The sequence below is a fragment of the Herminiimonas sp. NPDC097707 genome, from assembly GCF_044761395.1.
Taxonomy (GTDB): domain Bacteria; phylum Pseudomonadota; class Gammaproteobacteria; order Burkholderiales; family Burkholderiaceae_D; genus Oxalicibacterium.
Genome location: NZ_JBIWCI010000001.1, coordinates 240,708 through 265,720, shown reverse-complemented (window position 1 = coordinate 265,720; position 25,013 = coordinate 240,708). Strand labels below are relative to the sequence as shown.

The following is a 25,013-nucleotide window of genomic DNA, read 5'->3' as shown; positions in this document are numbered from 1 at the left end:
TCTCTCACACCGTGACAAACCTGTCCTCTACCCCAATTACCGCTTCCCGTTTTTATACCCGATGGCTCAATGCAGATGCAAGCCGTGCGCAAAGGGTAGCCGAAGTCGGCAAATTATCGCTGAACTCGGTCATTTTCGGTGAACTCTTACAAAACGAAACAGATGCCGGCGCCAGTTTGCCAGCCGCCATGCGCCGCGTGCGCAATCTGGTCATTGCCACCCTGATCCAGCGCGATCTCGGCGGCCTGGCCGATCTGGCCGAGGTAGTCGATACGATGACGGCCTTTGGCGATTTCGCAGTACAAACGCATCTGGCGGCGGTGACGACCGAATTGATGACGATACACGGCACACCGATAGGTCACGAATCAGGCGAGCAGCAGGAAATGATCGTGCTGGGCATGGGCAAGCTGGGCGGCGGCGAGTTGAATGTATCGTCCGATATCGACCTGATCTTCGTCTATGCCGAAGATGGCGATACCGTCGCCACCGCGCCGGAACAACGGCTGCTGTCGAACCACGAATTTTTTACACGCGTCGGCAAGAAGCTGATTGCCGCGCTGTCGGAAATCACCGAAGACGGTTTCACCTTCCGCGTCGATATGGCCTTGCGTCCGAACGGTGCCTCCGGGCCGCTGGTCGCCAGCTTCAATATGGTCGAGGAATACCTGATCGTGCAGGGCCGCGAATGGGAACGCTATGCCTGGGTCAAGGCACGCGCACTGACCGGCAAACCATCCGATATCGATGCGCTGGAAAAAATCATCCGGCCTTTCGTCTATCGCCGCTATCTGGATTACGGCTCTATCGACGCCATCCGCAATATGCATGCGCAGATACGCGCCGAAGTCACGCGCCAGGAAACACGTCATCCGGATCGCAGCAACAACGTCAAGCTGGGCCGCGGCGGCATACGCGAAATTGAATTTCTGGCGCAGGTATTCCAATTGATACGCGGCGGCCGCGATGCCGCATTGCGCGACCGCTCAACGCGCATCACCCTGCGTACGCTCGCCGAAAAAGAGCTGTTCAAGCCGGAAGTGGTCGATCAACTGCTGCACGCCTATACCTTCCTGCGCAATCTCGAACATCGTCTGCAATATCTGGACGATGCGCAAACGCATACGCTGCCGCCGAATGCGGCCGATCAGTTGATCGTTGCCAAGATGATGGGCTATGAAGACGTACCAACCCTGCTGGCCGCGCTGGAAGAGCAACGCACACTGGTCGCCACGCAATTCGATGAAATTTTCAACGACAAGAAGAGTGAACATACATCGGACAATCAGCCGCAAGCAGAACTGAGCGCCGTGCTGACCGATACCGACAGCGAACAGGTAATCGAAAGCTATCTTCTCGAGCTGTCCTTTGATCATGCCGCCGATGCCGCCAAACGCCTGCTCGCCACCTGGCATTCGCCGCGCCTGCAATCCTTGCCGGAAGCCAGCCGCAACAAGCTGGTCGCACTGGTGAATGCTTCACTGCCCTTGATAGTCAAAGTAAGCGAGGCGCGCGCGACCACGCTGGGCCGTCTGCTGAATTTCCTGGAAACCATCGCGCGCCGCGCCGCCTATCTTGCCTTGCTGACGGAATATCCGCATGCACTGGAACGCGTGATCCGCATGATCGCCGCCAGCGACTGGGCAGCAAAATATCTGACGCGCCACCCACTGTTGCTGGATGAATTGCTGGACGACAGAACCTTGAAAGCCGCACCCGACTGGAACGCATTTGCACGCGACTGTCGTCAGCGCCTGGATGAAACACCGGGCGATACCGAACGGCAAATGGATGTGCTGCGCGAGATGCATCACGCGCAACTGATCCGTCTGCTGGCGCAGGATCTGGTGGGCGACCTCAGTGTAGAGCGTCTGGCCGATCATTTATCGGAACTGGCCGACAAGCTGGTTGAAGCGACGATACAAACGATCTGGAAAGGATTCCCGAATCGCCATCGCGAAGAACCGAAATTTTCCGTCATCGCCTACGGCAAGCTGGGCGGCAAGGAACTCGGTTACGCCTCCGACCTGGATGTCATTTTCCTGTATGACGACGACGATCAGGATGCACCGGCGTTGTACGCCAAGCTGGCACAGCGTTTCATTACCTGGATGACGACACATACGCCGGCCGGAATATTGTTCGATGTCGATATCGCCCTACGCCCTGACGGCGCCAGCGGCCTGCTGGTTTCCACCGTTTCGTCGTTCGAGAAATACCAGACCACTTCCGCCTGGCTGTGGGAACACCAGGCATTAACCAGAGCGCGCTTCTGCGCCGGTGACGCTGAAATCGGCGCACGCTTTGAAGCGATACGTGAAAAGGTTCTGCGCCAGACACGTGATCCGGTCGAATTGAAAAAGGAAGTGCTGGAAATGCGCAAGAAACTGCACGATGCGCATCCGAATCGCACCGAGCTGTTCGATCTCAAGCACGATACCGGTGGCATGATCGATATCGAATTCATGGTGCAATTCCTGGTACTGCGCGACGCCGTACACCATCCGCGTCTGACCGGCGATATCGGCAATATCGCGCTGCTGAAATTATGCGGAGAATTGGGCCTGATCGATACCACTTTATCCGGCACCGTGGCCGACGCCTATCGCACCTTCCGCAGGTTGCAGCACAACATCCGGCTGCAAGGCGCGGAACGGGCCAGGGTCGAACAGGAACGGGTAGCCACTGAAGTGGCGGCAGTCGTGACGCTGTGGACTACCCTGTTTTCCTGAACATCCGATATCAACAGGCACGCACAAGTTATCCCCACATTTTGTGCACAGTCCTGTGGATAAGCTGCGGACAAGCGACATACACCCTTGTTCCATAAGGGAAAAATCTTCCTGCACATATTGTGCAGGAAGCGCTGCAAATACCCGGTTTACGTCAACATATCCTTTCCCGCCCCCGCTAAAAATCTGCAAGGCAGATGGCCGGGATTGCTCTTGCCATTCTATTATTGGAATAAAAAATTCTGTCCGTAGAGCAAATGAAAAAATATTTTCGATGTCGCAATCGAACAAATATTTCTTGAATTTTAAAGAACTTCACGTGACACTAGATGTGCATGCATGCCCAAAGAGGCATCAGCGATAGACAAAACTTGCAGCCGGGACAAAAGGAGAAACATATGTCAATAACGGCCAGCAATCGCGCACCAGCGGATCTTAGCCATATCAAAGTCGATGAACAGGATGAACTGCGCTACTGGGCAGATCGATTTGAACGCACCCCACGAGAACTCGAAAATGCCGTCATCAGAGTGGGGGCAAAAACAAAAGACGTCGAACAATACTTGAAGCTGAAGTCTTATTCCAAACGGGAATGAATTTTCGAGCCGCGCAAGCGCCTCGCTTCATCACACACTCACCACTTTACAATCATGCCTTGATGCACCTGGCACCCACGGTGCTAGGTCATCTTGACTGCTCTGCCTATGAAGAGGATGGGGCCGGTCGGTCTGTCGGTCGGTGAACCGTTTTCCGGCTCCAAGGTAATTTCAAACAACTGGTTTGCCTGCAACGGCGGCAATTTCTCCAGCGTCAGTGTGAGAGATTTTCCCGGCTGGACCAAACCGAGCGAAACCGGTTTCGACCAGCCATCGCCTTTGGTCCAGAATTGCAGTGATTTTTGATTCGGCACAGCGACCGGGCGCAATGGCGTGAGTGTGATCTGACGATCCAGATTGGCCTGTACGATCCATCCCGGAGTACGCTCCTGCGGCTCCACCAGGACCACCATGAAAGTTGGCGTCTGCACAGCCGGACGCATCAGCATCACCGCGAGCAGAACTGCGGCAGCCGCAAAGCCGCTGGCCGCCAGACCGCGCCAGAAGCGCAAATCGTTCCACCAACTCCGTAAACCGTTCTGAACGCCATGCGCATTGCGTCGTACATCCTGCGCAATACGCGGCCACAATTGCGCTGACGGTTCCTGCTCTTCTGCAAGCGAGGTCAATGGCAACAGACGGCGTTCCCATTCGTCGACGGCATTACGCAATCCGGCTTCGTTTTGCAGGCGCTGCTCAACTTCCTTCCGCTGGGCAGCAGGCAAGGTACCGAGCACATATTCGCCAGCCAGCTCCTGCAATTCGTCAAATGATTCATTCATCCCATGCACTCCCGCAATGCGGCCAAACCACGTTTGACCCATGCCTTGACAGACCCCAGCGGCGCATTCAAACGTTGCGCAATTTCACTGTGACTGCAGCCATCCACATAGGCGCACAAGATGCTGTTGCGCTTTGCGCTATCGAGATGGGACAGGCAATCCTGCAACTGCCCCAGGCTGGCATTCAATTCAAATTGATCGACGCTCAATTCCTGAGTCTGGTGCTGCATGTTATCGATGGCGTCTTCGTCCGCATACACTTCGCGATCACGATCACGCAACATGTTCAATGCATGATGCCGCACGACGCTGTATATCCAGCCACGGCCCTCGCCACGCTTCGCATCAAAGCTGGCAGCCTTGTTCCAGATACTGACGAAGGCGTCATGTACGACATCTTCTGCCAGATGCCGTTGACGCACGATACGCAAGGCCACACCAAGCAGACGCTTGCTGTCCTGTATATAGATGCGCTGCAACGCATGCTCGTCGCCAAGGGCACAAGCATGCAGAGCGGCATCGTAATCGAAGGAATCGGAGTCAGCAGGCAAGATAGGCTGCCTTTAAGGAATTGGAATGAATAATGCCGATTTATTTCCAATTGATTATATAGGACGCAATCTGCCTGCCGACTTCTTGTGCAGGATTAATCCGAATCAAGCGGCTTTCCAGAAGATATAGTCGGCCCGATATTTGACGACTTCCTTGCTGCCTGCATTGCCTGCACTGCAAACCGAGGCTGGAGCGACACCACCTTTGGTCGCTACGCGCTGGATGTAAGTCACACCCGTCATTGCGCCGCTGCCCATTGCCGGATTGGCTTTGACCAGCTGGAATGGAATATTACCGGCACCGGCTGGAGCGACTGCAAGCTGTGTAGCCGTTACTTTTGAACCGTCATTGCTTGCCCAGGTTGCTGGTGGGCCGAAATATTTGCCTACTGCCTTGCCGCTTCGGTCAGACAACACGGCGTCAGGACCGACGAAAACCCATTCAAACTGACCGGCCATATCTTTTTTACCCCGGCATTCATAAGTGATATCGCCTGCACCCACAGTTTGCATCGCGACGCTATGACCGGCTGGCACCTGCACCGTCGGTGGCAATGCGTCTTGCGAATACATGGATGTGGTCATGGGTGTGGTGGAACATGCTGTCAACAAAACAGCAGCGGAAGCGAGCGCAACGGCAGAAATGGATGTGTGCATGATAGTTTCCTTGGTAGTTGAAAAGTAATCAGCCGGCATACCCGGACACCGGATATTGATGCGCTGATACTGGTACTACCCGCCAGATGCCGATTTGGATGCAGTCGATAGAAAATAAATTTTTGCTCCGGATGCAATCGGACTTTCCAGACGCAAAATGGGAAAGTGCCAACTTAAGGCGGGCACGCAGTATACTTTGTACTTTTACGGCTATCGCCTACCCTCGAAGGATGTCTCATGAGCACTTTACCTGCATGTTCCAAATGCAATTCCGAATATACCTACGAAGATAATGGCATGTACATCTGCCCGGAATGCGCACACGAATGGCCGGTTAACGAGGCTGCGGCAGAATCTGCCGAAGAAGGCAGCAAGGTTTACCGCGACTCGGCCGGCAACGTATTGCAGGATGGCGATACCGTCACGGTGATCAAGGATTTGAAATTGAAAGGATCTGGCGGCACCATCAAGGTCGGCACCAAGGTCAAGAATATCCGTCTGGTCGATAGCGACCACGACATCGACTGCAAGATCGACGGTTTCGGCGCCATGAGTCTGAAAACGGAATTCGTCAAAAAGGTATGACCGTGTACGGACGAATCAGACCTGCACCGCATCACGACGGTTTTCCTGCCGCGTAATTCCATGCTGCCCACATCGCCCCTCCCTATACGTACCGAGTGCCCTCCCGGCACTTGCGTATGCGAGCGCGAAAGTTTGTTGAGCGATCCAGCTGGCGATATGCGCATCCTGCTACTGACCAGGATGGAAGAAAAAAAACTGATCGCGCGCATAGAAAGCATTTCCAGTTATGCCGACTTGCAGCATATGGCAGAACGCATGCAGGCGCAGTTGGGCATCGTAGTGAAGATTGCTCCGGGTGCGCGCGAAGTGCGTACGGTACGCGGCTTGACGATAGAACTGCTGGAGCGTCCCGGCCTGTGCAAGAAAATCCGGCAAACGATTCCTGCTGCGATACGCAAATGCCTGGATAGGAATCCGGAAATTGTCTATGCGATTCTGGATGCACACGATTTGTTTGGCGATATGTAAAGCATCGCAGAAGCAGCGAAGCACAAAAGTAACTCTGCAATAGTTATCCACTTTTTTTGTGCACAGCCCTGTGGATAAGGCATATGGAATCTTGCTATGTCCTTGTTTAAAAAGAGAAATCATCCACTGCACAAATTGCGCATATTCACACCTTAAATCCATCCAAACCAGATTGATTCTACGGATGCGATGAATGGGCGGAGTCAAGCATCATCATGTCGACTCCGCAATGCAGTCCGCTTCAACTCAGCGGAGCAGCATCAGCTGCGGTGTTGCTGCCAGCGCCTTACCGCTTCTGCGCTCAAATAACGGCCAGCTTCATGCCGCAGACGCCTTCAATCATGCCTTCGAGCTGATCGCCCTTGTTGATCGCGCCGACACCAGCTGGCGTTCCCGTCATGATGAGATCACCCGGTTTGAGTTCAAAGAAAGTCGAAAGTATGGAAATCTGCTCTGCAACTTTCCAGATCATTTGATCCAGATCGCCCTTTTGTCTTACCTCGCCATTGACCTTGAACCAAATGCCACCTTTGTGCGGATGACCTACGTCAGCAACCGGAATCAATGCCGAACACGGCGCCGAATGTTCAAACGCCTTGCCCACCTCCCACGGACGACCCATTTTTTTTGCCACGCCCTGCAGATCGCGCCTGGTCATATCGAGCCCAACGCCATACCCGAAAATATGATCCAGCGCCTTTTCAACCGTGATGTTCTTGCCACCCTTGGCTAGGGCCACTACCAATTCAAATTCAAAATGCACATCCGATGTTTCCGGCGGATACGGGAAATCCTTATCGACAACAATGTTGTCCGGATTCTTCTGAAAGAAAAATGGTGCTTCCTTATCAGGATCGTGCCCCATCTCTATCGTGTGCGCTGCATAGTTACGGCCTATGCAATAAATACGATGCACAGGGAAAAGCTTGTCCGTTCCCCGCACAGGCAAGGCAGGAATGCTTTGCGGTTGTATAACGTACGCTTGATCTTCAGCTGCCAGTTTTTCGGCCCCCATTGCAAACCCCTTCAGAAAATATAAATTCTGTTTTAAAAAAATGCCTGCACTTCATCCGGCGAATGCAATTCCTCCATTCATTCAGGATGGCAAGCAGCGCTGCAAAAACAAGACGTAAAAAAGCCCCGGTGCCGAACTGCCCTATTACACAAGCAGTTCAAACCCGGGGCTTTGTCATGCAGCAAAAAAATGCATGAAACGATTGCTTACTTGGCTGTCATCAATGCCACGGTGGTGTCCAGCATGCGGTTCGAGAAACCCCATTCATTGTCGTACCACGACGAGACTTTTACCAAACGACCCGAGACCTTGGTCAGCGTCGCATCGAAATTGCTCGAGGCCGGATTGTGGTTGAAATCAACCGAAACCAGTGGTTCGGTTTGATAGGTCAAGATACCTTTCAAGGCACCTTCTGTCGCTGTCTTCATGATCGCGTTGACTTCTTCCACGGTCGTGTCACGTGCAGCGATGAAGGACAGATCGACGATGGACACATTGATGGTTGGAACGCGGATCGAATAACCATCCAGTCGGCCGTTCAGTTCCGGCAAGACCAGGCCAACTGCAGCAGCAGCTCCGGTTTTGGTCGGGATCATCGATTGCGTAGCCGAACGTGCACGACGCAAGTCTTCATGCATCACGTCGGTCAACACTTGATCGTTGGTGTAAGCGTGAACGGTTGTCATCAAGCCATTCACCAGGCCGATGGTGTCGTTCAATGGCTTAACCAGCGGTGCCAGGCAGTTGGTGGTGCACGATGCGTTCGAAATCACTGTGTCTGTTGCCTTCAGCACGCCGTGGTTGACGCCGAACACGATGGTCGCGTCCACATCCTTGCCGCCTGGTGCGGAAATGATGACTTTCTTGGCGCCGCCCTTCAAGTGAGCCGATGCTTTTTCCTTGGTCGTGAAGAAGCCTGTGCATTCCAGCACGACGTCTACATTCAACTCACCCCAGCCGATTTGCGCTGGATCGCGTTGTGCGAACACGCGTATCTTGTCGCCATTGACGATCATGTAATCGCCGTCAACTTCAACGGTGCCCGGGAATTTGCCATGCGTCGTGTCGTAACGGGTCAAATGCGCATTCGATTGAGCATTGCCCAGATCGTTGATCGCCACGATTTGAATATCATTTTTTTTGCCGCCTTCGTAGTGAGCACGAAGAATGTTGCGGCCGATGCGGCCGTAGCCGTTAATTGCGACGCGAATGGTCATCTTTTTCTCCAGAAAAATTCAACTACAAGGTATAAAAAATCATTCAGTGCATGCCTGCTGCAATGCAGCCATGTCACGCCAGCCGTATCCGGCTTCCATCAAATTCAGGCCATCCCATGTGAATGGCTGCTCGATCAAAAGTTCAGCACCGAGCTGTTCGTAAAACTGGCGCGCCGCCTGATTGTCGGCGATCACCCATACCAGCAAACCGCTGGCGCCCTGCTGCTGCAATGCGCCGGCAACCAGCGCCAGCAAACGACGCCCAACACCGCCACGTTGTGCAATCGGCTTCAGGTAGATCGCCGTCAGCTCTGCATTCAACGCAAACTTTTCCGGCATCAGCAACATGCCGGCCGCAAAGCCGACGATTTCATCGCCCGCTACCGCCACGAAAATCGCAATTGTCGACACATTGGCCTGCAGCACCTGCGACCACATGGTCGCACTCTCTTCCGCGCGCATGCCATCCAGATACGCATCCGGCATGACGCCACGATAAGTAGCGCGCCAGCTATCTACCCGCAAGGCGGCAAGCGCTGCGGCATCATCCGCCGTCGCCGGACGGAAAGTGATTTCGGTCACGCCTGCGCGCTTGTAACGACGTTTTTGGCAGCAGCAACGACGTTCTCGACCGTGAAGCCGAAATGCTTGAACAACACGCCGGCCGGTGCCGATTCGCCGAAGGTGTCGATACCGATGACGGCGCCTTCCAGGCCGACATACTTGTGCCAGAAGTCGGTCACACCAGCTTCAATTGCCACGCGCGGTACGCCTTTGGTCAGCACGGCAGCTTTGTAAGCGGCATCCTGACGATCGAATACGTCGGTCGATGGCATCGAGACGATACGCACTGCCATACCGTGTTGCGCCAGCTCATCGGCGGATTTGACAGCCAGTTCGATTTCCGAACCAGTGGCAATCAGAATGACTTGAGCGTTCTCTGCATCGCGCAATACGTAGCCGCCGCGTTTGATGTTGGCTATCTGTTCTGCGCTGCGTTCCTGGAACGGCAGGTTCTGACGCGAGAAGATCAGCGTCGTCGGGCCATTGTGACGTTTGACCGCCTGTTCCCACGCTACTGCCGATTCAACGGTATCGCACGGACGCCAGTTATCCAGATTCGGAATCAGGCGCAGGCTGGATACATGTTCCACCGATTGATGGGTAGGGCCGTCTTCGCCGAGGCCGATCGAATCGTGCGTGAATACAAAAATCGAACGCAGCTTCATCAGCGCCGCCATGCGCAAGGCATTACGGCTGTAATCGGAGAAAGTCAGGAAGGTGGCGCCGAATGGAATGTGGCCGCCATGCAGGGCGATGCCGTTCATGATCGCGCTCATGCCGAATTCGCGCACACCGTAGTTGATGTGATTGCCCCACTGGTCGGCGCGCACGGCGACGCATTCTTTCCAGTTGGTCAGGTTGGAGCCGGTCAGATCGGCCGAACCGCCAAGAAATTCGGGCAACACCGGCGCCAGGGCCTGAATCGCGTTCTGGCTGGCTTTACGCGTAGCGATGGTTTCTTTTTTCTCTACGCAAGTCGCGATATAAGCGGTCACGGTTTGTTCCAGATTCGCCGGCAACTCGCCACTCATGCGGCGTTTCAATTCGCTTGCCAGTTCCGGGTATTGCGCAGCGTAAGCTTGCTGCAATGTGTTCCATGCGGATTCTTGCGCTGCGCCTTTGGCTTTGGCATCCCATGCCGCGTACACATCGGCAGGAATTTCAAACGGCGGATATTCCCAACCGATGGCTGCGCGAGTAGCCGCGATTTCCTTGTCACCCAGCGCGGCGCCATGCACATTGTGCGTGCCGGCCATATTCGGCGAACCCTTACCGATCACGGTTTTGCAGCAGATCAGGGTTGGCTTGTCGGAAGCTTTCGCTTGCTTGATCGCTGCGTCCACTGCGTTGACATCGTGACCGTCGACAGCGCGCACCACATTCCAGCCGTAAGCTTCAAAACGCTTCGGCGTATCGTCCTGGAACCAGCCTTCAACATGGCCGTCGATCGAGATGCCGTTGTCGTCGTAAAACGCGATCAGCTTCGGCAGGCTCAGCGTGCCGGCCAGCGAACAGGCTTCGTGCGAAATGCCTTCCATCAGGCAGCCGTCGCCGAGGAAGACGTAAGTGTGATGATCGACAACGTTGAAATTCGGGCGATTGAATTCGGCGGCGAGCAGCTTTTCAGCCAGCGCCATGCCGACCGCATTGGTAATGCCCTGGCCCAAAGGACCTGTCGTGGTTTCTATGCCCGGCGTGATATCGACTTCCGGATGACCGGGCGTCTTTGAATGCATTTGACGGAAGTTGCGGATCTCGTCCATCGACAGGTCGTAACCGGTCAGATGCAGGAGCGCGTAATGCAGCATCGAACCGTGACCGTTCGACAAGACAAAGCGGTCGCGGTTGATCCATTTAGGATTGGCCGGATTGTGCGAATAGTGATTCGACCACAAAGCGACGGCAATATCTGCCATCCCCATTGGCGCGCCGGGGTGTCCGGAATTGGCCTTTTGTACTGCATCCATTGCCAGCGCACGGATTGCGTTGGCCATTTTGGTAGTCGGGAGCGTGAAAGTCATGTGATATATGGTGATGGCAAGTCGAATGAAATAGAATCAGATGCGGAATAAGATACAGACGCGCATGCGGACAAAAAAACACTTTGCTGCGAAGCCGCATATTTTACCAGAGTGGGGGCCTCAGGCTAAAATCGAATTCCTGCGTTTCCTTATTATAATTAATACCCACAGCGCCCGATACGCCGCAAACTCCTTGCCGAATCGACAACCAACGGATCTCCATGCCTCGTTTTTATTGTCCTCAAGCGCTAGTCATAGGCGCAGTTGTCACCTTGCCTGAACATGTCGCACATCATATTCAGGTGATACGCCTGAGCGCCGGCGACGCCATTACCCTGTTTAACGGCGAAGGCGGCGAATACACCGCCATCATCAGTACGGTTGAAAAAAAACGTGTCACGGCCGAAATCAAGATTTTCGAACCGCGCGAAGTCGAGCTTCCCTATGCCATCACGCTGGCGCAAGCCTTGCCGGAAGCATCGAAGATGGACTGGATCATCGAAAAAGCGGTCGAGCTGGGCGCACACGCGCTGCAACCGTTGGCCTCGCAACGCTGCGTGGTGCGCCTGTCGGCTGAACGCGCAGCAAAAAAGATGCAGCATTGGCAAGGCATCATCATCGCCGCCTCCGAACAAAGCGGGCGTAACAGGCTAACGACACTGGCCGAGCCGGCCGATTTCAATCAGTGGGCGACGCAACAGAATTTGCATGTGCGCATCATGCTCAGTCCGCGCGCCGAGCAACCCTTATCCGACTGGGCACGCCATCATCCGCCACAATCGGTCGCACTGATGATAGGACCGGAAGGCGGATTTACCGAAAAAGAAGAAACTCTGGCGATTGCCAACGGGGCATTGATGTTGTCCATGGGGCCGCGTGTATTGCGGACGGAAACGGCTGGCATGGCTGCGATCGCGGCTTTGAATGCGGTTTGGGGTGCGATGTAAACAAAAGATTAAAAACTAATATCAAACGGGGAGAGAAAATGAAAAAGTTATTGCTAACGCTGATTTTTGTGCTCACAGGATGTGCAAGTACAGAATTCAAACCTTTTGAAGCCAAGAACAATAGTTTTGAGGGTGCGGGCGGCACTAAATTGGTCGTTGAAGGAATTGATGTTTGGGAAAATGGTGAGCCACCCAGAAAGTACAAAATTATTGGAATAATTGAAGATGAACGTGCAGGCGGAGTTATCCCAAAATCAATGTTGGTCAGCGACATAGCTAAAAAAGCAAAGGATTCCGGTGGTGATGCCATCATAAAGATGGAGTCAAATTCACACATCACCGGCTTCATATCGAATGCATATGCATCCGGCAACGTCTATGGCAATAACGTAAATGCATCCAGCTTTGGCGCAACTTCAGCAGTACGTCGTATCAATAGTCGATTTGCCGTAATCAAATATATACAGTAGGTTCACGATTACGTCGGACAATCACCACTAGCTTGAATGGGGGAAACCGCCGAAAGCATTTATAATTCAAGGTTTTGCGACGGTTTTACTTACTCAATCAATGAAGGTATTTCGCGGACTTCCCAATGCTGCATCGCGCGCACCATGCGCGCTGGCGATCGGCAACTTCGACGGTGTGCATCGCGGCCATCAGGCCCTGCTGGCACGCCTGCGCGCAGTCGCGTCGAAAATGGGGCTGGAATCGGCGGTCATGACTTTCGAGCCGCATCCGCGCGAGTTCTTTGCAGCACGCGCCGGCGACCCGTCCAAGGCACCGACGCGGATTGCCAGCTTGCGCGACAAACTGCAATCGCTGGCGAAAGCGGGCGTCGATCGCGTGATCGTTGAACATTTCAACGATCACTTTGCATCCTTGTCGCCGCAAGAATTTGTCGAAAAAATTCTGGTGCAGGGCTTGCACGTCAAATGGCTGATCGTTGGCGAAGATTTTTGCTACGGCTTTAAACGTGCCGGCAATGTCGCCACGCTGATCGAAGCCGGCAAGCAATATGGTTTTCACGTCGAATCGCTACCTACCGTCACCAGCAGCGGCACACGTATTTCCTCATCGGCCATACGCAGCGCCCTGTCGCAAGGCGATTTTGCGGAAGCTGAAATTTTACTCGGACATCCATACGCGATGTCCGGCCATGTGATCCACGGTAAAAAGCTGGGCCGCACGATAGGCTTTCCAACCCTGAACCTGCGGGTCGGCCACAAGCATCCTGCGCTGTCCGGCATTTATATAGTGCAGGTGCATGGCTTGGCAGATGAAGCACTGCCGGGCGTGGCCAGCATAGGCGTGCGTCCGACCGTGGACGATAGCGGCCGCGTACTGCTGGAGACGCATCTGTTCGACTACGCGCAACAATGCTACGGCAGATTGATACGTGTCGAATTTTTGAAAAAATTGCGCGATGAAGAAAAGTACGTCGACTTGACTACATTGACTGAGGCGATCGAACGCGACGCCGTGCAGGCACGTACTTACTTCAAACAGATAGCCGACTCGGCGACATCCGCCACTGACCGAATTTGACAACCGAACGCCGCATTTTGAAATGCAGATTATCAAGACCGTTCGTTTGATCCACTGAATACTTTATAAAAGCAGACCATGTCCGACAATCAAAACAAACCCGGCAAGCCGAACAAGCCAGAAGCCAAACCAGCCAGCAAATATCCAGTCAACATGACCGATACGCCCTTCCCCATGCGCGGCGATCTCGCCAAGCGCGAGCCGCAATGGGTCAAGCAATGGCAGGACAAAAAAATCTACGAAAAAATCCGTGAAGCAGCCAAAGGCCGGCCGAAGTTCATCCTGCATGACGGCCCACCGTATGCCAACGGCGATATTCACTTGGGTCACGCGGTCAACAAGATCCTGAAAGACATCGTCGTCAAATCGCAGACGCTGGCCGGCTTCGATGCGCCGTATGTACCGGGCTGGGATTGTCACGGCATGCCGATCGAAATCCAGATCGAAAAACTGTATGGCAAGAATCTGCCAACCGCTGACGTCTTGACCAAGGCCCGCGCTTACGCGACCGAACAAGTCGAACGCCAGAAGAAAGATTTCATCCGCCTCGGCGTGCTGGGCGAATGGGACAATCCTTACCTGACCATGGCTTATGGCAACGAAGCCGACGAGTTGCGTGCACTCGGCACCTTGCTGGAAAAAGGTTATGTCTATCGCGGTCTGAAACCGGTCAACTGGTGCTTCGATTGCGGCTCTGCATTGGCAGAAGCGGAAGTCGAATATCAGGACAAGCGCGATCCGGCCATCGATGTCGGCTTCCCGTTTGCGGAACCGGCCAAAGTTGCTACAGCATTCGGCCTGCCCGCATTGCCGACCGAAAATGGTTTTGTCGTGATCTGGACCACCACACCGTGGACCATTCCATCGAACCAGGCTTTGAACGTGCATCCGGAATTGCAATACGCATTGGTAGAAACATCGCGTGATGACAAGCCATTGTTATTGATACTCGCAGCCGATCTGGTCGAGGCTAGTCTGGAACGCTACAAACTGGAAGGCAAAGTCATTGCGACCTGCGCTGGCGCCGCGCTGGAAGGGATACGCTTCAAGCATCCACTCGCATCGCAAGATGCCGGCTACGATCGCACTTCGCCGGTGTATCTGGCCGAATACGTCGCCGCCGATAGCGGTACCGGCATCGTTCACTCTGCGCCTGCCTACGGTATCGAAGATTTTATTTCATGCAAAGCACATGGCTTGAAGGATGACGCGATCATCACGCCTGTGATGGGCGACGGCAAGTTCGCATCGACCTTGCCGCTGTTCGGCGGTCTGACCATCTGGGAAGCATCGAAACCTATCTGCAGCGCACTGACTGCAGCCGGCGCATTGTTCGCCCTGAAGATGTCCGACCACAGCTATATGCATTGCTGGCGTCATAAAACACCGATCATTTATCGCGCAACCTCGCAATGGTTTGCCGGCATGGATGTGACACCGAAAGACGGCGGCCCTACCTTGCGCGAAACCGCATTGAAAGGTATTGCCGAAACCAAGTTTTTCCCGGACTGGGGTCAAGCGCGTCTGCACGGCATGATCGCGAATCGCCCTGACTGGACGCTATCGCGTCAACGTCAATGGGGCGTGCCGATGGCCTTCATCGTGCACAAGGAAACCGGCGCATTGCATCCGCGCACACCGGAGTTGCTGGAACAGATCGCCAAGCTGATCGAAAAGAGCGGCATCGATGCGTGGCTGACTTTGGATCTGAAAGATCTGCTCGGCGACGAAGCCGCAATGTATCAAAAGAACAAGGACACGCTGGACGTCTGGTTCGATTCCGGCACGACGCATCAAACCGTATTAGGTGGACCACAAGGACAGGGCTCGCACGGACAACAACTGGGCTTCCCTGCCGACCTGTATCTGGAAGGTTCGGATCAGCATCGCGGCTGGTTCCATTCTTCGCTGTTGACTTCGTCGATGCTGAACGGCCGTCCGCCATACAAGGCATTGTTGACGCATGGCTTTACCGTCGATGGCGAAGGCAAGAAGATGTCCAAGTCGCTCGGCAATACGCTGGCGCCGCAAAAGATTTCCGATACTTTGGGCGCAGACATTTTGCGTCTGTGGATTGCTTCCACCGATTACACCGGCGAGTTGTCGATATCTGACGAAATCCTGAAACGCGTAACGGAAAGCTATAGACGCATCCGCAATACCTTACGCTTCCTGATGTCGAACACAACCGACTTCAACGCAGCCACAGATCTGGTGCCGGTTGCCGACATGCTGGAGATCGATCGCTATGCGATTGCGCAAATGAATGCGCTGCAAGCCGAGATCGTTGCGCATTACAACGTGTATGAATTCCATCCGATCACATCCAAACTGCAGATGTACTGCTCGGAAGATCTGGGCGGCTTCTATCTCGACATTTTGAAAGATCGCCTGTACACCAGCGGCGTCACCTCGCATGCGCGCCGTTCGGCACAAAGCGCAATCTGGTATCTGACGCAATCATTGTTGCGCTTGATGGCACCGGTTTTGTCCTTCACAGCAGAAGAAGCTTGGGTGATTTTTGCCGGCGACAAAGCGGGCGACACCATCTTCACGCAAACGCATTACGAATTGCCGAAAGTTGCAGACGGCGAAGCACTGCTGGCGAAGTACACGGTATTGCGCGATGTGCGTAACAACGTCACCAAGCAACTGGAAGAAGTACGCGTCGCCGGCGGGATCGGTTCATCATTGCAGGCAGAAGTCGCACTGAAGGTCAGCGGCGACAAGTTTGCCGCGCTGGAAAGCCTGGAAGACGATTTGAAATTCGTCCTGATCACTTCGCAAGCCAGCGTCGAAAAAGTCGCCAGTGCAGAAGAAGAATCTGTCGTCGTGACACCATCGACCTATCAAAAATGTGAACGCTGCTGGCACTATCGCGCCGACGTGGGGTCACATGCGGAGCACGAAGGCCTGTGCGGTCGCTGCGTCGCCAACCTGTTCGGCAAAGGCGAAGCACGCCGCTTTGCATAACGATAGTCTGAACTGATAGCGAAAGAACTGATGAGCAACGTTTCTACAAATACCGGTATCGCCCGCTGGCTGGGTATCGCTGTGATTCTGATCATTCTCGATCAGATTACCAAGATCGCGATTACCAGCACCTTCGTGTATGGCGAGGCTATGCCGGTTACGCCGTTCTTCAATCTGGTGCTGGTCTATAACAAGGGCGCTGCCTTCAGCTTCCTAGCATCGGAAACCGGCTGGCAGCGACATTTTTTCACCGTGATCGGTATCGGCGCATCAGCCTTCATCATCTATCTGCTGAAAAAGAATCAGGGCCAGCGTTTGTTGAGCTGGGCGCTGGCATTGATACTCGGCGGCGCAATCGGCAATGTGATCGACCGCGTTCTGTACGGCCACGTGATCGACTTTCTGGATGTCTATATCGGCAACTGGCACTGGCCGGCATTCAATATTGCCGACAGCGCGATTTGCATAGGTGCAGTGCTGTTCGTCTATGATGAACTGAAGCGCGGCAAAAAACCGGTTTCAGGCACTTGAACTGTTAAACTAGCCCGCGACATCTTTCAGGAGTCCTCATGGATCTTGCTGGTAAAAAAATCATACTGGGATTGACCGGCGGCGTCGCCTGCTACAAGGCAGCGGAATTGACGCGCGCCCTGAGCAAAGCCGGCGCCACAGTACAGATCGTGATGACAGATGCAGCCACGCACTTCATCACGCCGGTCACCATGCAGGCATTGTCCGGCAATCCGGTCGTGACCGATCAATGGGATGCGCGTGTTGCCAACAACATGCCGCACATCGATCTGACCCGCGACGCCGATGCCATCGTGATCGCACCCTGCTCCGCCGATTTCATTTTCAAGCTTGCGCATGGCGCTTGCAACGATCTGCTGTCCACCTTGTGCGTGGCACGGCCCGAGACCTTGCCGCTGATGATCGCTCCGGCCATGAATGTAGAGATGTGGCAAAACCCGGCCACCAAACGCAACGTCGCACAAGTGAGAGCAGACCGCATTGCCGTGTTCGGCCCGGATGCCGGCGAACAAGCTTGCGGTGAAACCGGTATGGGCCGCATGCTGGAGCCGGAACAGCTGCTGGAAGAAATCATCGCCAGCTTCCAGCCGAATCTGCTGGTCGGCAAAAGCGTGATGGTGACCGCCGGCCCGACCTTCGAGCCTATCGATCCGGTGCGCGGCATTACCAATCTTTCATCCGGCAAAATGGGCTATGCGATTGCACGCGCCGCACGCGAAGCCGGTGCCGACGTCACGCTGGTTTCCGGCCCGACTGCATTGGCTGCGCCTTACGGCGTGCATCGCATCAATGTGCAAACTGCTGCACAAATGCACGATGCCGTGATGTCGCGCATCAGTTCGCAGCATGTATTCATTGCCGTGGCGGCAGTCGCCGACTGGCGCGTCAAGAATCAGAGCGCACAGAAATTGAAGAAAGACGCAACCGGCAATGCGCCGGCACTGGAATTCGAGCAAAACACTGATATTCTGGCCACCGTCGCCGCACTGGAGAAACGTCCGTATTGTGTAGGCTTTGCCGCAGAGTCGGAAAATCTGCAGGAGTACGGCGAAGCCAAACGCAAGAAAAAGAATATTCCGCTGCTGGTCGGCAATATCGGCCATCAAACTTTTGGCCAGGACCAGAACGAACTGATGCTGTTCGACGATCAGGGCCATACGCTGTTCCCATTGGCCAACAAGCAAAAACTGGCGCGCCAGCTGATAGGCGAAATCGCCCGCCGTCTGTAACAAGACCGCATATTTGTCGCTGACAGCGTCTGCCATCCATTTCATTCCACCATCGTTCACATGAAAACAATAGACGTAAAAATTCTCGATTCACGCATGCAGGAACAAATGCCGGCTTACGCCACATCCGGTAGCGCCGGACTCGATCTGCGCGCCTGCATCGATGCGCCGCTCACCATCAAACCGGGCGAAACACACTTGATTCCGACCGGGCTGGCGATACACATCGACAATCCGGCGTATGCTGCCGTCATCCTGCCACGCAGCGGCATGGGTCACAAACATGGCATCGTGCTGGGGAACTTGGTCGGCTTGATCGACTCCGATTACCAGGGCCAGTTGATGGTTTCTACATGGAACCGCGGGCAAACCGAATTTGTCCTCAATCCCATGGAACGTCTGGCGCAACTGGTCATCGTTCCGGTGCTGCAGGTCGGTTTCAATATCGTGGATGAATTCGACAGCAGCGAGCGCGGTGCCGGCGGCTTCGGCAGTACCGGCAAACACTAAATTCTCAGGAGAATGATTGATGTCAGGCCTGCTACAAGCTTTACGGTTCCCGCTCCAGCGCGCTCCTTCTTTCAAGACAGTGTTGTTTCCTGTCGCCTTATTGCTGGCCGGTTGCAGCACGGTGTCGCTCGAAACTCCCGCACCGCGCGTCGGTACCACTACCAGCGAATCGTCGCCCTTGCAAACCTTGCGCGCAATCACCAGCCAGCAGGATCGCCTCTATCGCGTTGCCGCACCGCTGCTGGTCAGCAATACGCCTTTGTGCAAAGGCCATGCGCGCAACCTGATCGGCTTCAGCGCCAAGAACAAGTATTCGTTTTCTGAAGATTATGTCGACGCTGCGCAATCGCTGGGTTTCGACGAACGCCTGCAAGTCATGGGGGTGTTGAATAACAGCGGCGCTGCACGTGCCGGCATCAAGCGCGGCGATATCCTGATGACGGTGGAAAGCAATGCGATTCCGCAAGGCCCGAACGCCGAGCGTCAGGCAGCGGCCATGCTCGGCCCGCTGGTCAGCAAACGTTCTTCCGTCAAGCTGGGCTTGCTCCGCAACGGCAGCAATACAAGCGCCACCGTGCCCTTGACGCTGGCTTGCGGCTTCGGCATCGAACTCGGCAATGTCGACAATGTGAATGCCTACGCAGACGGCCGGCGCGTGCTGCTTACGCGCGGCATGTTGAACTTCGTCAGGAACGATACCGAACTGGCCTATGTGCTGGCGAAAGAACTCGCGCATAACGCGCTCGGCCATCCGACTCGGCAAAGAATGAATGCCACCGCAGGCGGCATCATCGACAATCTGATTCGCATCGCACCGGACACGAGTACGCTGGGCGGTTCCGGCGGCATACTTGCAACACCGCAGGAGCTCGATGCCGCTGCCGATACGCTGGCGCTCTATATGCTGGTACGCGCCGGCTACAACATCGATGGCGCCGCCGCTTTCTGGCAGCGACTGGCCACCCAGTATCCGGCGACCGTGTTGAACGCCTACACTGCGATCCATCCGGCTACTTCCTACCGTCTTGCTGCCATCGAAAAAACCAGTGCGGAAATCAAGGGCAAGCTGGCAGCGAAAAGATCGCTGCTGCCTTAATTAACCTGCCGCATCCGCTTGCCTGGCTTTTACTTGCAGACAGGCGTAAAAAAATGCCGTTCAGTTTCAGACTGAACGGCATTTTTACTTCAAGCCCGGAAGACTAGTTCCGCACAATCACACCGCAAGCCAGACGCTTGCCGGAATTGCCGGTAGGCTGGGTTTTATAATCATCCGGATCGGCATGCACGATCAAGCCTTTGCCGATGATGCTGTTGGCAGCATCCCTATCCAGCGTGATCTCGCCCTTGGTAACGACCAAAGTCAGCGATGCCCTGCCGTTGGCATCCGCAGTCAGATTGCCAAAGTCGCCGCCATGATGATCGGCACTCGTCGGTGCGCCATGGTGTTTCGCACCAGGATTAAAATGCCCGCCGGCGCTCATGCCATCCGGCGCACTGCAATCACCTTTTTCATGAATATGAAATCCGTGCATGCCGGGCGTCAAACCCTCTATGCTGGCGCGTACAGTCACGCGATCACCGTGTTGCTGAAAGTGCACGAAGCCGCTAGTCCTGTTTCCCTGTGTCGGCTTCAGCCTGGCTTCAGCGCTCGGGCCTGAAGCGGGATAGCCGGCGCAACCGGCAACGAGAACGATGGCGCTCAATAACGCAGATGCTGTGACGGTTTTCATGTTGGTGACCTCATATTTAAATAAATATCTGGTAAATAGATGCAACGCCAAAATCTGTTGCCATTGAACAATGCCATGCGCACGACTCACATCGGCAAGTTTTTCTCCCCGGGACGCAAAAGTACCTGCCCTCAGGTATTTCTTGCTCAAGAGTTCTGTTGCACCAGGACATGGTGCTACTGAGACATTGTTTCCTGATCGAAGTTCTATCCGGCATCTGCCGGAAAAATGCGGGCGCCAGCCTAAGCGGTCGCAAAAACAAAAATGCCGCTCAGTGAAACACTGAACGGCATGGAAAGTATCCATCCATATTTGACATTAGCCAGCCGGTTTCAGCGCCCTGTCGATATCGGCACGCGTCAATTCCGGTGCAAACTGTTGAATGAAGCTGTAGGTATATTGCCGCAGATAAGCGCCGCGGCGTACTGCCAGACGCGTCACATTCTGCGCAAAAAGATGCGAGCCATCGATGACCGCCAAGCCGTGGCTGCCGTTGTGCTGCACCGCCATCGAGGCAACGATTCCCACGCCCAGACCCAGCGACACATATTGCTGAATCACGTCCGAGTCCATCGCAGTCAACACGATGTCGGGGGCGATATCGGCACTTTTAAATGCATCATCGATATGTCCGCGACCGGTAAAACCAAGATCGTAGGTAATCAATGGATATTTCGCCAGCGCTTCCAGCGTGACCGGCGTATGCGACAACAAGGCATGCCCTTGCGGCACCACAATCGCATGGTGCCAGCGATAGCAGGGGAAAGAAACCAGATCTTCAAACTGGCTCAAACCCTCGGTGGCAATCCCGATGTCCGCCTTGCCCGACAACACCCATTCGGCAATATGTTCCGGCGAACTCTGTTGCAAGGCGATGCGTACTTTCGGGAACTCGGCGCGGAATGCCTGCACGACTTCCGGCAGCATGTAACGCGCCTGCGTATGCGTGGTGGCCACCGCCAGCGTGCCGATTTCCTGTCCTGCATATTCCTGGCTGGCGCGCTGCAGGTTTTCCGCTTCCAGCAACAGCCGATCGATGATGTGCAAAATACCGCGACCGGGATCGGTCAGGCCGGTCAGGCGCTTGCCGTTGCGCTCGAAAATATCGACGCCCAACTCTTCCTCCAGCTCGCGTATTTGACGACTCACGCCGGGCTGCGACGTAAACAGCACGTTCGCCACCTCGGTCAGGTTAAAGCCGCAACGCGCGGTTTCGCGTATCGATCGTAATTGCTGAAAATTCATATCGCAAGACCTTTACCTAAATTGCACCGCCATCACAACATGCTGGTCGCGTACTCCTGCAGCGGCGGCGCAGCGGTACGTGTCAGATCGAATCGTCGACAAATACCTGCAGACGTTTGGGACGCACCACCAGCGTTTCGCCTTCCTTCAGCTTCAACAGGCCAAAGCGTTCATTTGAAATCACTGCTTCGATCAACTCGCCGTTATCGTCGCGTTCCAGTTCGAGTTGCGCCAGCGGGCCGATGGCATGCGCGCGCCGCAACTGCACCACGATGCCTTCCGCACCGGAGGTGTAGCGATCGACTTCCAGATCGTGCGGACGCACATAGCCGATGCCCTGGGCATCCTGCGTTTTGACATGTTCCGGCGCATCGAACGCAATGCCCGACGATTGCAGCACGCCTTCATGCACGCGACCGCGGAACAGATTCACGTTGCCGAGGAAACCATAGACAAATGGCGAAGCCGGATTGTTGTAGACATCCTTGGGCGCACCGATCTGTTCGACATGACCCTTGTTCATCAGCACGATTTGATCCGCGACTTCCAGCGCCTCTTCCTGATCGTGCGTGACGAAAATACTGGTGACATGCAGTTCGTCATGCAGACGACGCAACCAGCGGCGCAATTCCTTGCGTACTTTTGCATCCAGCGCACCGAACGGTTCATCCAGCAACAGCACGCGCGGCTCGACTGCCAATGCGCGTGCCAGTGCAATCCGTTGACGCTGACCGCCGGACAATTGCGGCGGATAGCGATCGGCCAGCCAGTCGAGCTGTACGAGTTCGAGCAGCTTGGTAACCTTTTCCTTGATCACCGATTCGGAAGGACGCGTTGCTGCAGGACGCACACGCAAACCAAAGGCGATGTTTTCAAACACCGTCATGTGCTTGAACAAGGCGTAATGCTGGAACACAAAGCCGACCTGACGCTCGCGCACATGGCGCGCCGATGCATCTTCGCCATCCAGCAACACCTGACCGTGATCCGGCTGCTCCAGGCCCGCAATAATGCGCAACAAGGTCGTCTTGCCGCAGCCGGAAGGCCCGAGCAATGCCGTCAATTCACCGGCTGGAAATTCCAGCGATACATCGTTAAGGGCGACAAAATTGCCGAATTTCTTGTTGATGTTTTTAACTTCGATACTCATGATCCCTGCTCCTGAAACTGTTCGTGTGTGTCCCGCAAACGCCATTCGATAAATGATTTGAGCGCAAGTGTAACCAGTGCCAGCAATGCCAGCAACGAGGCAACCGCGAATGCTGCGGAAAACTGGTATTCGTTATACAGAATCTCAACCTGTAGCGGAATGGTATTCGTTTGTCCGCGTATGTGCCCGGAAACCACCGATACTGCGCCAAATTCGCCCATTGCGCGGGCATTGCACAGAATGACGCCGTACAGCAAACCCCATTTGATATTCGGCAACGTTATATGCCAGAAGGTTTTCCAGCCCGAGGCACCCAGCACCAGCGCCGCCTCTTCCTCCTCACTACCCTGCGATTGCATCAGCGGGATCAATTCGCGCGCCACGAATGGAAAAGTGACGAAGATGGTAGCCAGCACAATACCCGGCACCGCAAACAGTATCTTGATGTTGTGTTCCTGCAGCCAGCCGCCAAACCAGCCTTGCGCACCGAACAGCAACACGTAAATCAGACCGGAAATCACCGGCGAAACTGAAAATGGCAAGTCGATCAAGGTCAGCAAAAAACTTTTGCCGCGGAAATCGAATTTGGCGATACACCACGAAGCCGCCACACCGAAAATCAGATTCAAGGGCACGGCAATCGCGGCGGTGATCAGCGTCAGCTTGATCGCAGACAGCGCATCTTCTTCCAGGATCGCCGCGATGTAGGCATCCCAGCCTTTTTTCAATGCCTCGGCAAACACTGCCATCAGCGGCACAAACAGAAACAGCGCAAGGAAAAGCAGTGCCGTACCTATCAGCAGACTGCGCACCCAGACCGGCTCCAGCGTTGCGGCTGGGACATGCTGCGCGCGCGGTACCCTGGCGGAAAATGCGTTATCGGAAGCAAGAGCGATGGCCGTCATATCAAACTTTCTCCGCCTGCCCGCGTTTGCGCGTCCAGGCCTGCAATACATTAATCGTCAGCAGCATCAGGAACGAAGCCAGCAGCATCACCACTGCAATCGCGGTAGCACCGGCGTAATCGTATTGCTCCAGCTTGGTCACGATAAAGAGCGGCGTGATTTCAGACACCATGGGCATATTGCCGGCAATGAAAATAACGGAACCGTATTCACCGGTTGCACGTGCAAAGGCCAGCGCAAAACCGGTCAGCAAGGCCGGCAGCACCGTAGGGAAAATAACCTTGGTGAATGTTTGCCAATGGCTGGCGCCCAGACTGGCCGCCGCTTCTTCCAGCTCGCGCTCGGCGTCTTCCAGCACCGGCTGTATGGTGCGCACGACGAAAGGCAAGCCGATGAAAGTCAGCGCGACAATCACACCCAGCGGCGTAAACGCGACCTTGATACCGACCATTTCCAGATAGCGACCGAGCCAACCGTTGGGCGCATACAGTGCCGTCAGAGCAATACCCGCCACTGCGGTCGGCAGCGCAAAAGGCAGATCAACCAGTGCATCGATAATTTTCTTGCCGGGGAAGGTATATCGCACCAACACCCACGCCACGATGCCACCAAAAAAAGCATTAAAAGTCGCCGCCAGCAGCGAAGCGCCGAAGGTCAGCTTGTATGAGGCTATCACGCGATCGGAAGTCACCGCCGCCACAAACGCCTCCCAGCTCATCGTGAAAGTCTTCAAAAAGACCGCCGACAAGGGGATCAAAACAATCAGACTCAGATAGAAAATCGTGAAGCCAAGCGACAAATGGAAACCGGGAAGGACCCGGAATACCCTTTGTTTTCCGACAGGAACAGCAGCGGTGATGACAACGGACATAAGTTCTCTTATTACGAATATGACTAACAGGACGCAATAATCACACTTAGTCGTTATAAGTAGAACGAATCTTTTTGCATTTTGTTAGAAGAAAAACGTATATAGAATTTCTCTCCGTAAAGTGACACGGAAGTTGAGATTCTTGCCGTAGAAGGTGAGATTTTTGCCGCAATAGTTGAGATTATG

24 protein-coding genes are annotated in these 25,013 nt (G+C 54.7%); 12 read left to right on the top strand and 12 right to left on the bottom strand.

What is annotated here, in order from left to right; translation table 11 throughout:
• The first annotated feature begins 11 nt into the window (after positions 1-11).
• Together glnE and ACIQW9_RS01285 are read left to right on the top strand one after the other, a co-directional pair.
• On the top strand, positions 12-2,732 hold the full coding sequence (glnE, locus tag ACIQW9_RS01290) for a bifunctional [glutamate--ammonia ligase]-adenylyl-L-tyrosine phosphorylase/[glutamate--ammonia-ligase] adenylyltransferase (protein ID WP_402331960.1): 2,721 nt from the start codon (positions 12-14) through the stop codon (positions 2,730-2,732).
• A 398-nt stretch (positions 2,733-3,130) separates the two neighbouring features.
• Positions 3,131-3,328 carry a DUF3606 domain-containing protein gene (locus tag ACIQW9_RS01285; RefSeq protein WP_402331958.1) on the top strand — a complete coding sequence of 66 codons (198 nt, stop codon included), beginning with the start codon at positions 3,131-3,133 and terminating at the stop codon, positions 3,326-3,328.
• An 83-nt stretch (positions 3,329-3,411) separates the two neighbouring features.
• On the opposite strand, the gene ACIQW9_RS01280 is transcribed toward ACIQW9_RS01285, so the two are convergent.
• The 3 genes from ACIQW9_RS01280 to ACIQW9_RS01270 all read right to left on the bottom strand — a co-directional run bounded on the left by ACIQW9_RS01280 (position 3,412) and on the right by ACIQW9_RS01270 (position 5,318).
• Positions 3,412-4,110, bottom strand: a complete 699-nt coding sequence (locus ACIQW9_RS01280; RefSeq protein WP_402331955.1) for an anti-sigma factor domain-containing protein — start codon at positions 4,108-4,110, stop codon at positions 3,412-3,414.
• The gene (locus ACIQW9_RS01275; RefSeq protein WP_402331952.1) at positions 4,107-4,661 is read right to left on the bottom strand and encodes a sigma-70 family RNA polymerase sigma factor; all 555 of its coding nucleotides are present in this window, start codon (positions 4,659-4,661) and stop codon (positions 4,107-4,109) included. Before ACIQW9_RS01275 ends, ACIQW9_RS01280 begins: the two co-directional genes overlap by 4 nt.
• A gap of 105 nt (positions 4,662-4,766) precedes the next feature.
• Entirely contained in the window at positions 4,767-5,318 is a 552-nt protein-coding gene (locus ACIQW9_RS01270) for a DUF3455 domain-containing protein (protein ID WP_402331949.1), read from the bottom strand.
• Positions 5,319-5,555: 237 nt separating this feature from the next.
• Between ACIQW9_RS01270 and ACIQW9_RS01265 the strand changes: the two genes are divergently transcribed.
• Entirely contained in the window at positions 5,556-5,903 is a 348-nt protein-coding gene (locus tag ACIQW9_RS01265; RefSeq protein WP_402331946.1) for a zinc ribbon domain-containing protein YjdM, read from the top strand.
• A gap of 60 nt (positions 5,904-5,963) precedes the next feature.
• Positions 5,964-6,371 carry a hypothetical protein gene (locus ACIQW9_RS01260; protein WP_402331943.1) on the top strand — a complete coding sequence of 136 codons (408 nt, stop codon included), beginning with the start codon at positions 5,964-5,966 and terminating at the stop codon, positions 6,369-6,371.
• Between the two features lie 301 nt (positions 6,372-6,672).
• On the opposite strand, the gene ACIQW9_RS01255 is transcribed toward ACIQW9_RS01260, so the two are convergent.
• From ACIQW9_RS01255 to tkt, 4 genes are all read right to left on the bottom strand, one after another.
• Positions 6,673-7,386, bottom strand: coding sequence for a fumarylacetoacetate hydrolase family protein (locus ACIQW9_RS01255; protein WP_402331940.1), 714 nt, complete (start codon positions 7,384-7,386; stop codon positions 6,673-6,675).
• 206 nt (positions 7,387-7,592) lie between these two features.
• Positions 7,593-8,603: a type I glyceraldehyde-3-phosphate dehydrogenase gene (gene gap, locus ACIQW9_RS01250; protein WP_402331938.1), complete on the bottom strand. Its 1,011-nt coding sequence runs from the start codon at positions 8,601-8,603 to the stop codon at positions 7,593-7,595.
• Positions 8,604-8,642: 39 nt separating this feature from the next.
• Entirely contained in the window at positions 8,643-9,185 is a 543-nt protein-coding gene (locus tag ACIQW9_RS01245) for a GNAT family N-acetyltransferase (protein WP_402331935.1), read from the bottom strand.
• Entirely contained in the window at positions 9,182-11,188 is a 2,007-nt protein-coding gene (gene tkt / locus ACIQW9_RS01240; protein WP_402331932.1) for a transketolase, read from the bottom strand. The genes ACIQW9_RS01245 and tkt overlap by 4 nt, the downstream gene beginning before the upstream one ends.
• Positions 11,189-11,409: 221 nt before the next feature.
• Between tkt and ACIQW9_RS01235 the strand changes: the two genes are divergently transcribed.
• The 8 genes from ACIQW9_RS01235 (at position 11,410) to ACIQW9_RS01200 (ending at position 20,022) form a co-directional block, all read left to right on the top strand.
• Positions 11,410-12,135, top strand: a complete 726-nt coding sequence (locus tag ACIQW9_RS01235; protein WP_402331929.1) for a 16S rRNA (uracil(1498)-N(3))-methyltransferase — start codon at positions 11,410-11,412, stop codon at positions 12,133-12,135.
• 38 nt (positions 12,136-12,173) lie between these two features.
• Positions 12,174-12,605: a hypothetical protein gene (locus ACIQW9_RS01230; protein WP_402331926.1), complete on the top strand. Its 432-nt coding sequence runs from the start codon at positions 12,174-12,176 to the stop codon at positions 12,603-12,605.
• Positions 12,606-12,705: 100 nt separating this feature from the next.
• Positions 12,706-13,683, top strand: coding sequence for a bifunctional riboflavin kinase/FAD synthetase (locus tag ACIQW9_RS01225; protein ID WP_402331923.1), 978 nt, complete (start codon positions 12,706-12,708; stop codon positions 13,681-13,683).
• Positions 13,684-13,761: 78 nt separating this feature from the next.
• Entirely contained in the window at positions 13,762-16,656 is a 2,895-nt protein-coding gene (gene ileS, locus ACIQW9_RS01220) for an isoleucine--tRNA ligase (RefSeq protein ID WP_402331920.1), read from the top strand.
• Between the two features lie 30 nt (positions 16,657-16,686).
• The gene (gene lspA / locus ACIQW9_RS01215; RefSeq protein ID WP_402331917.1) at positions 16,687-17,187 is read left to right on the top strand and encodes a signal peptidase II; all 501 of its coding nucleotides are present in this window, start codon (positions 16,687-16,689) and stop codon (positions 17,185-17,187) included.
• Between the two features lie 38 nt (positions 17,188-17,225).
• Complete coding sequence (coaBC, locus tag ACIQW9_RS01210) at positions 17,226-18,416, top strand: bifunctional phosphopantothenoylcysteine decarboxylase/phosphopantothenate--cysteine ligase CoaBC (RefSeq protein ID WP_402331914.1); 1,191 nt, start codon at positions 17,226-17,228, stop codon at positions 18,414-18,416.
• Positions 18,417-18,476: 60 nt separating this feature from the next.
• Complete coding sequence (gene dut / locus ACIQW9_RS01205; RefSeq protein WP_402331912.1) at positions 18,477-18,926, top strand: dUTP diphosphatase; 450 nt, start codon at positions 18,477-18,479, stop codon at positions 18,924-18,926.
• Positions 18,927-18,945: 19 nt separating this feature from the next.
• Complete coding sequence (locus tag ACIQW9_RS01200) at positions 18,946-20,022, top strand: M48 family metalloprotease (RefSeq protein ID WP_402331909.1); 1,077 nt, start codon at positions 18,946-18,948, stop codon at positions 20,020-20,022.
• Between the two features lie 103 nt (positions 20,023-20,125).
• Here ACIQW9_RS01200 and ACIQW9_RS01195 read toward each other — a convergent pair whose 3' ends face one another.
• From ACIQW9_RS01195 to cysT, 5 genes are all read right to left on the bottom strand, one after another.
• The gene (locus ACIQW9_RS01195) at positions 20,126-20,656 is read right to left on the bottom strand and encodes a superoxide dismutase family protein (RefSeq protein WP_402331906.1); all 531 of its coding nucleotides are present in this window, start codon (positions 20,654-20,656) and stop codon (positions 20,126-20,128) included.
• 318 nt (positions 20,657-20,974) lie between these two features.
• Positions 20,975-21,901, bottom strand: coding sequence for a CysB family HTH-type transcriptional regulator (locus tag ACIQW9_RS01190; protein ID WP_402331904.1), 927 nt, complete (start codon positions 21,899-21,901; stop codon positions 20,975-20,977).
• Positions 21,902-21,983: 82 nt separating this feature from the next.
• On the bottom strand, positions 21,984-23,051 hold the full coding sequence (locus ACIQW9_RS01185; RefSeq protein WP_402331901.1) for a sulfate/molybdate ABC transporter ATP-binding protein: 1,068 nt from the start codon (positions 23,049-23,051) through the stop codon (positions 21,984-21,986).
• Positions 23,048-23,956: a sulfate ABC transporter permease subunit CysW gene (gene cysW / locus ACIQW9_RS01180; RefSeq protein ID WP_402331898.1), complete on the bottom strand. Its 909-nt coding sequence runs from the start codon at positions 23,954-23,956 to the stop codon at positions 23,048-23,050. The genes ACIQW9_RS01185 and cysW overlap by 4 nt, the downstream gene beginning before the upstream one ends.
• A gap of 1 nt (position 23,957) precedes the next feature.
• The gene (cysT, locus tag ACIQW9_RS01175) at positions 23,958-24,827 is read right to left on the bottom strand and encodes a sulfate ABC transporter permease subunit CysT (protein WP_402331895.1); all 870 of its coding nucleotides are present in this window, start codon (positions 24,825-24,827) and stop codon (positions 23,958-23,960) included.
• Positions 24,828-25,013: the final 186 nt, after the last annotated feature.

Coding starts and splice junctions, on each gene's coding strand:
- ACIQW9_RS01285 (WP_402331958.1), top strand. CDS start 3,131: ATGTCAATAACGGCCAGCAATCGCGCACCAGCGGATCTTAGCCATATC.
- ACIQW9_RS01280 (WP_402331955.1), bottom strand. CDS start 4,110: ATGAATGAATCATTTGACGAATTGCAGGAGCTGGCTGGCGAATATGTG.
- ACIQW9_RS01270 (WP_402331949.1), bottom strand. CDS start 5,318: ATGCACACATCCATTTCTGCCGTTGCGCTCGCTTCCGCTGCTGTTTTG.
- ACIQW9_RS01265 (WP_402331946.1), top strand. CDS start 5,556: ATGAGCACTTTACCTGCATGTTCCAAATGCAATTCCGAATATACCTAC.
- ACIQW9_RS01260 (WP_402331943.1), top strand. CDS start 5,964: ATGCTGCCCACATCGCCCCTCCCTATACGTACCGAGTGCCCTCCCGGC.
- ACIQW9_RS01255 (WP_402331940.1), bottom strand. CDS start 7,386: ATGGGGGCCGAAAAACTGGCAGCTGAAGATCAAGCGTACGTTATACAA.
- gap (WP_402331938.1), bottom strand. CDS start 8,603: ATGACCATTCGCGTCGCAATTAACGGCTACGGCCGCATCGGCCGCAAC.
- tkt (WP_402331932.1), bottom strand. CDS start 11,188: ATGACTTTCACGCTCCCGACTACCAAAATGGCCAACGCAATCCGTGCG.
- ACIQW9_RS01235 (WP_402331929.1), top strand. CDS start 11,410: ATGCCTCGTTTTTATTGTCCTCAAGCGCTAGTCATAGGCGCAGTTGTC.
- ACIQW9_RS01230 (WP_402331926.1), top strand. CDS start 12,174: ATGAAAAAGTTATTGCTAACGCTGATTTTTGTGCTCACAGGATGTGCA.
- ACIQW9_RS01225 (WP_402331923.1), top strand. CDS start 12,706: ATGAAGGTATTTCGCGGACTTCCCAATGCTGCATCGCGCGCACCATGC.
- ileS (WP_402331920.1), top strand. CDS start 13,762: ATGTCCGACAATCAAAACAAACCCGGCAAGCCGAACAAGCCAGAAGCC.
- lspA (WP_402331917.1), top strand. CDS start 16,687: ATGAGCAACGTTTCTACAAATACCGGTATCGCCCGCTGGCTGGGTATC.
- coaBC (WP_402331914.1), top strand. CDS start 17,226: ATGGATCTTGCTGGTAAAAAAATCATACTGGGATTGACCGGCGGCGTC.
- dut (WP_402331912.1), top strand. CDS start 18,477: ATGAAAACAATAGACGTAAAAATTCTCGATTCACGCATGCAGGAACAA.
- ACIQW9_RS01200 (WP_402331909.1), top strand. CDS start 18,946: ATGTCAGGCCTGCTACAAGCTTTACGGTTCCCGCTCCAGCGCGCTCCT.
- ACIQW9_RS01195 (WP_402331906.1), bottom strand. CDS start 20,656: ATGAAAACCGTCACAGCATCTGCGTTATTGAGCGCCATCGTTCTCGTT.
- ACIQW9_RS01190 (WP_402331904.1), bottom strand. CDS start 21,901: ATGAATTTTCAGCAATTACGATCGATACGCGAAACCGCGCGTTGCGGC.
- ACIQW9_RS01185 (WP_402331901.1), bottom strand. CDS start 23,051: ATGAGTATCGAAGTTAAAAACATCAACAAGAAATTCGGCAATTTTGTC.
- cysW (WP_402331898.1), bottom strand. CDS start 23,956: ATGACGGCCATCGCTCTTGCTTCCGATAACGCATTTTCCGCCAGGGTA.
- cysT (WP_402331895.1), bottom strand. CDS start 24,827: ATGTCCGTTGTCATCACCGCTGCTGTTCCTGTCGGAAAACAAAGGGTA.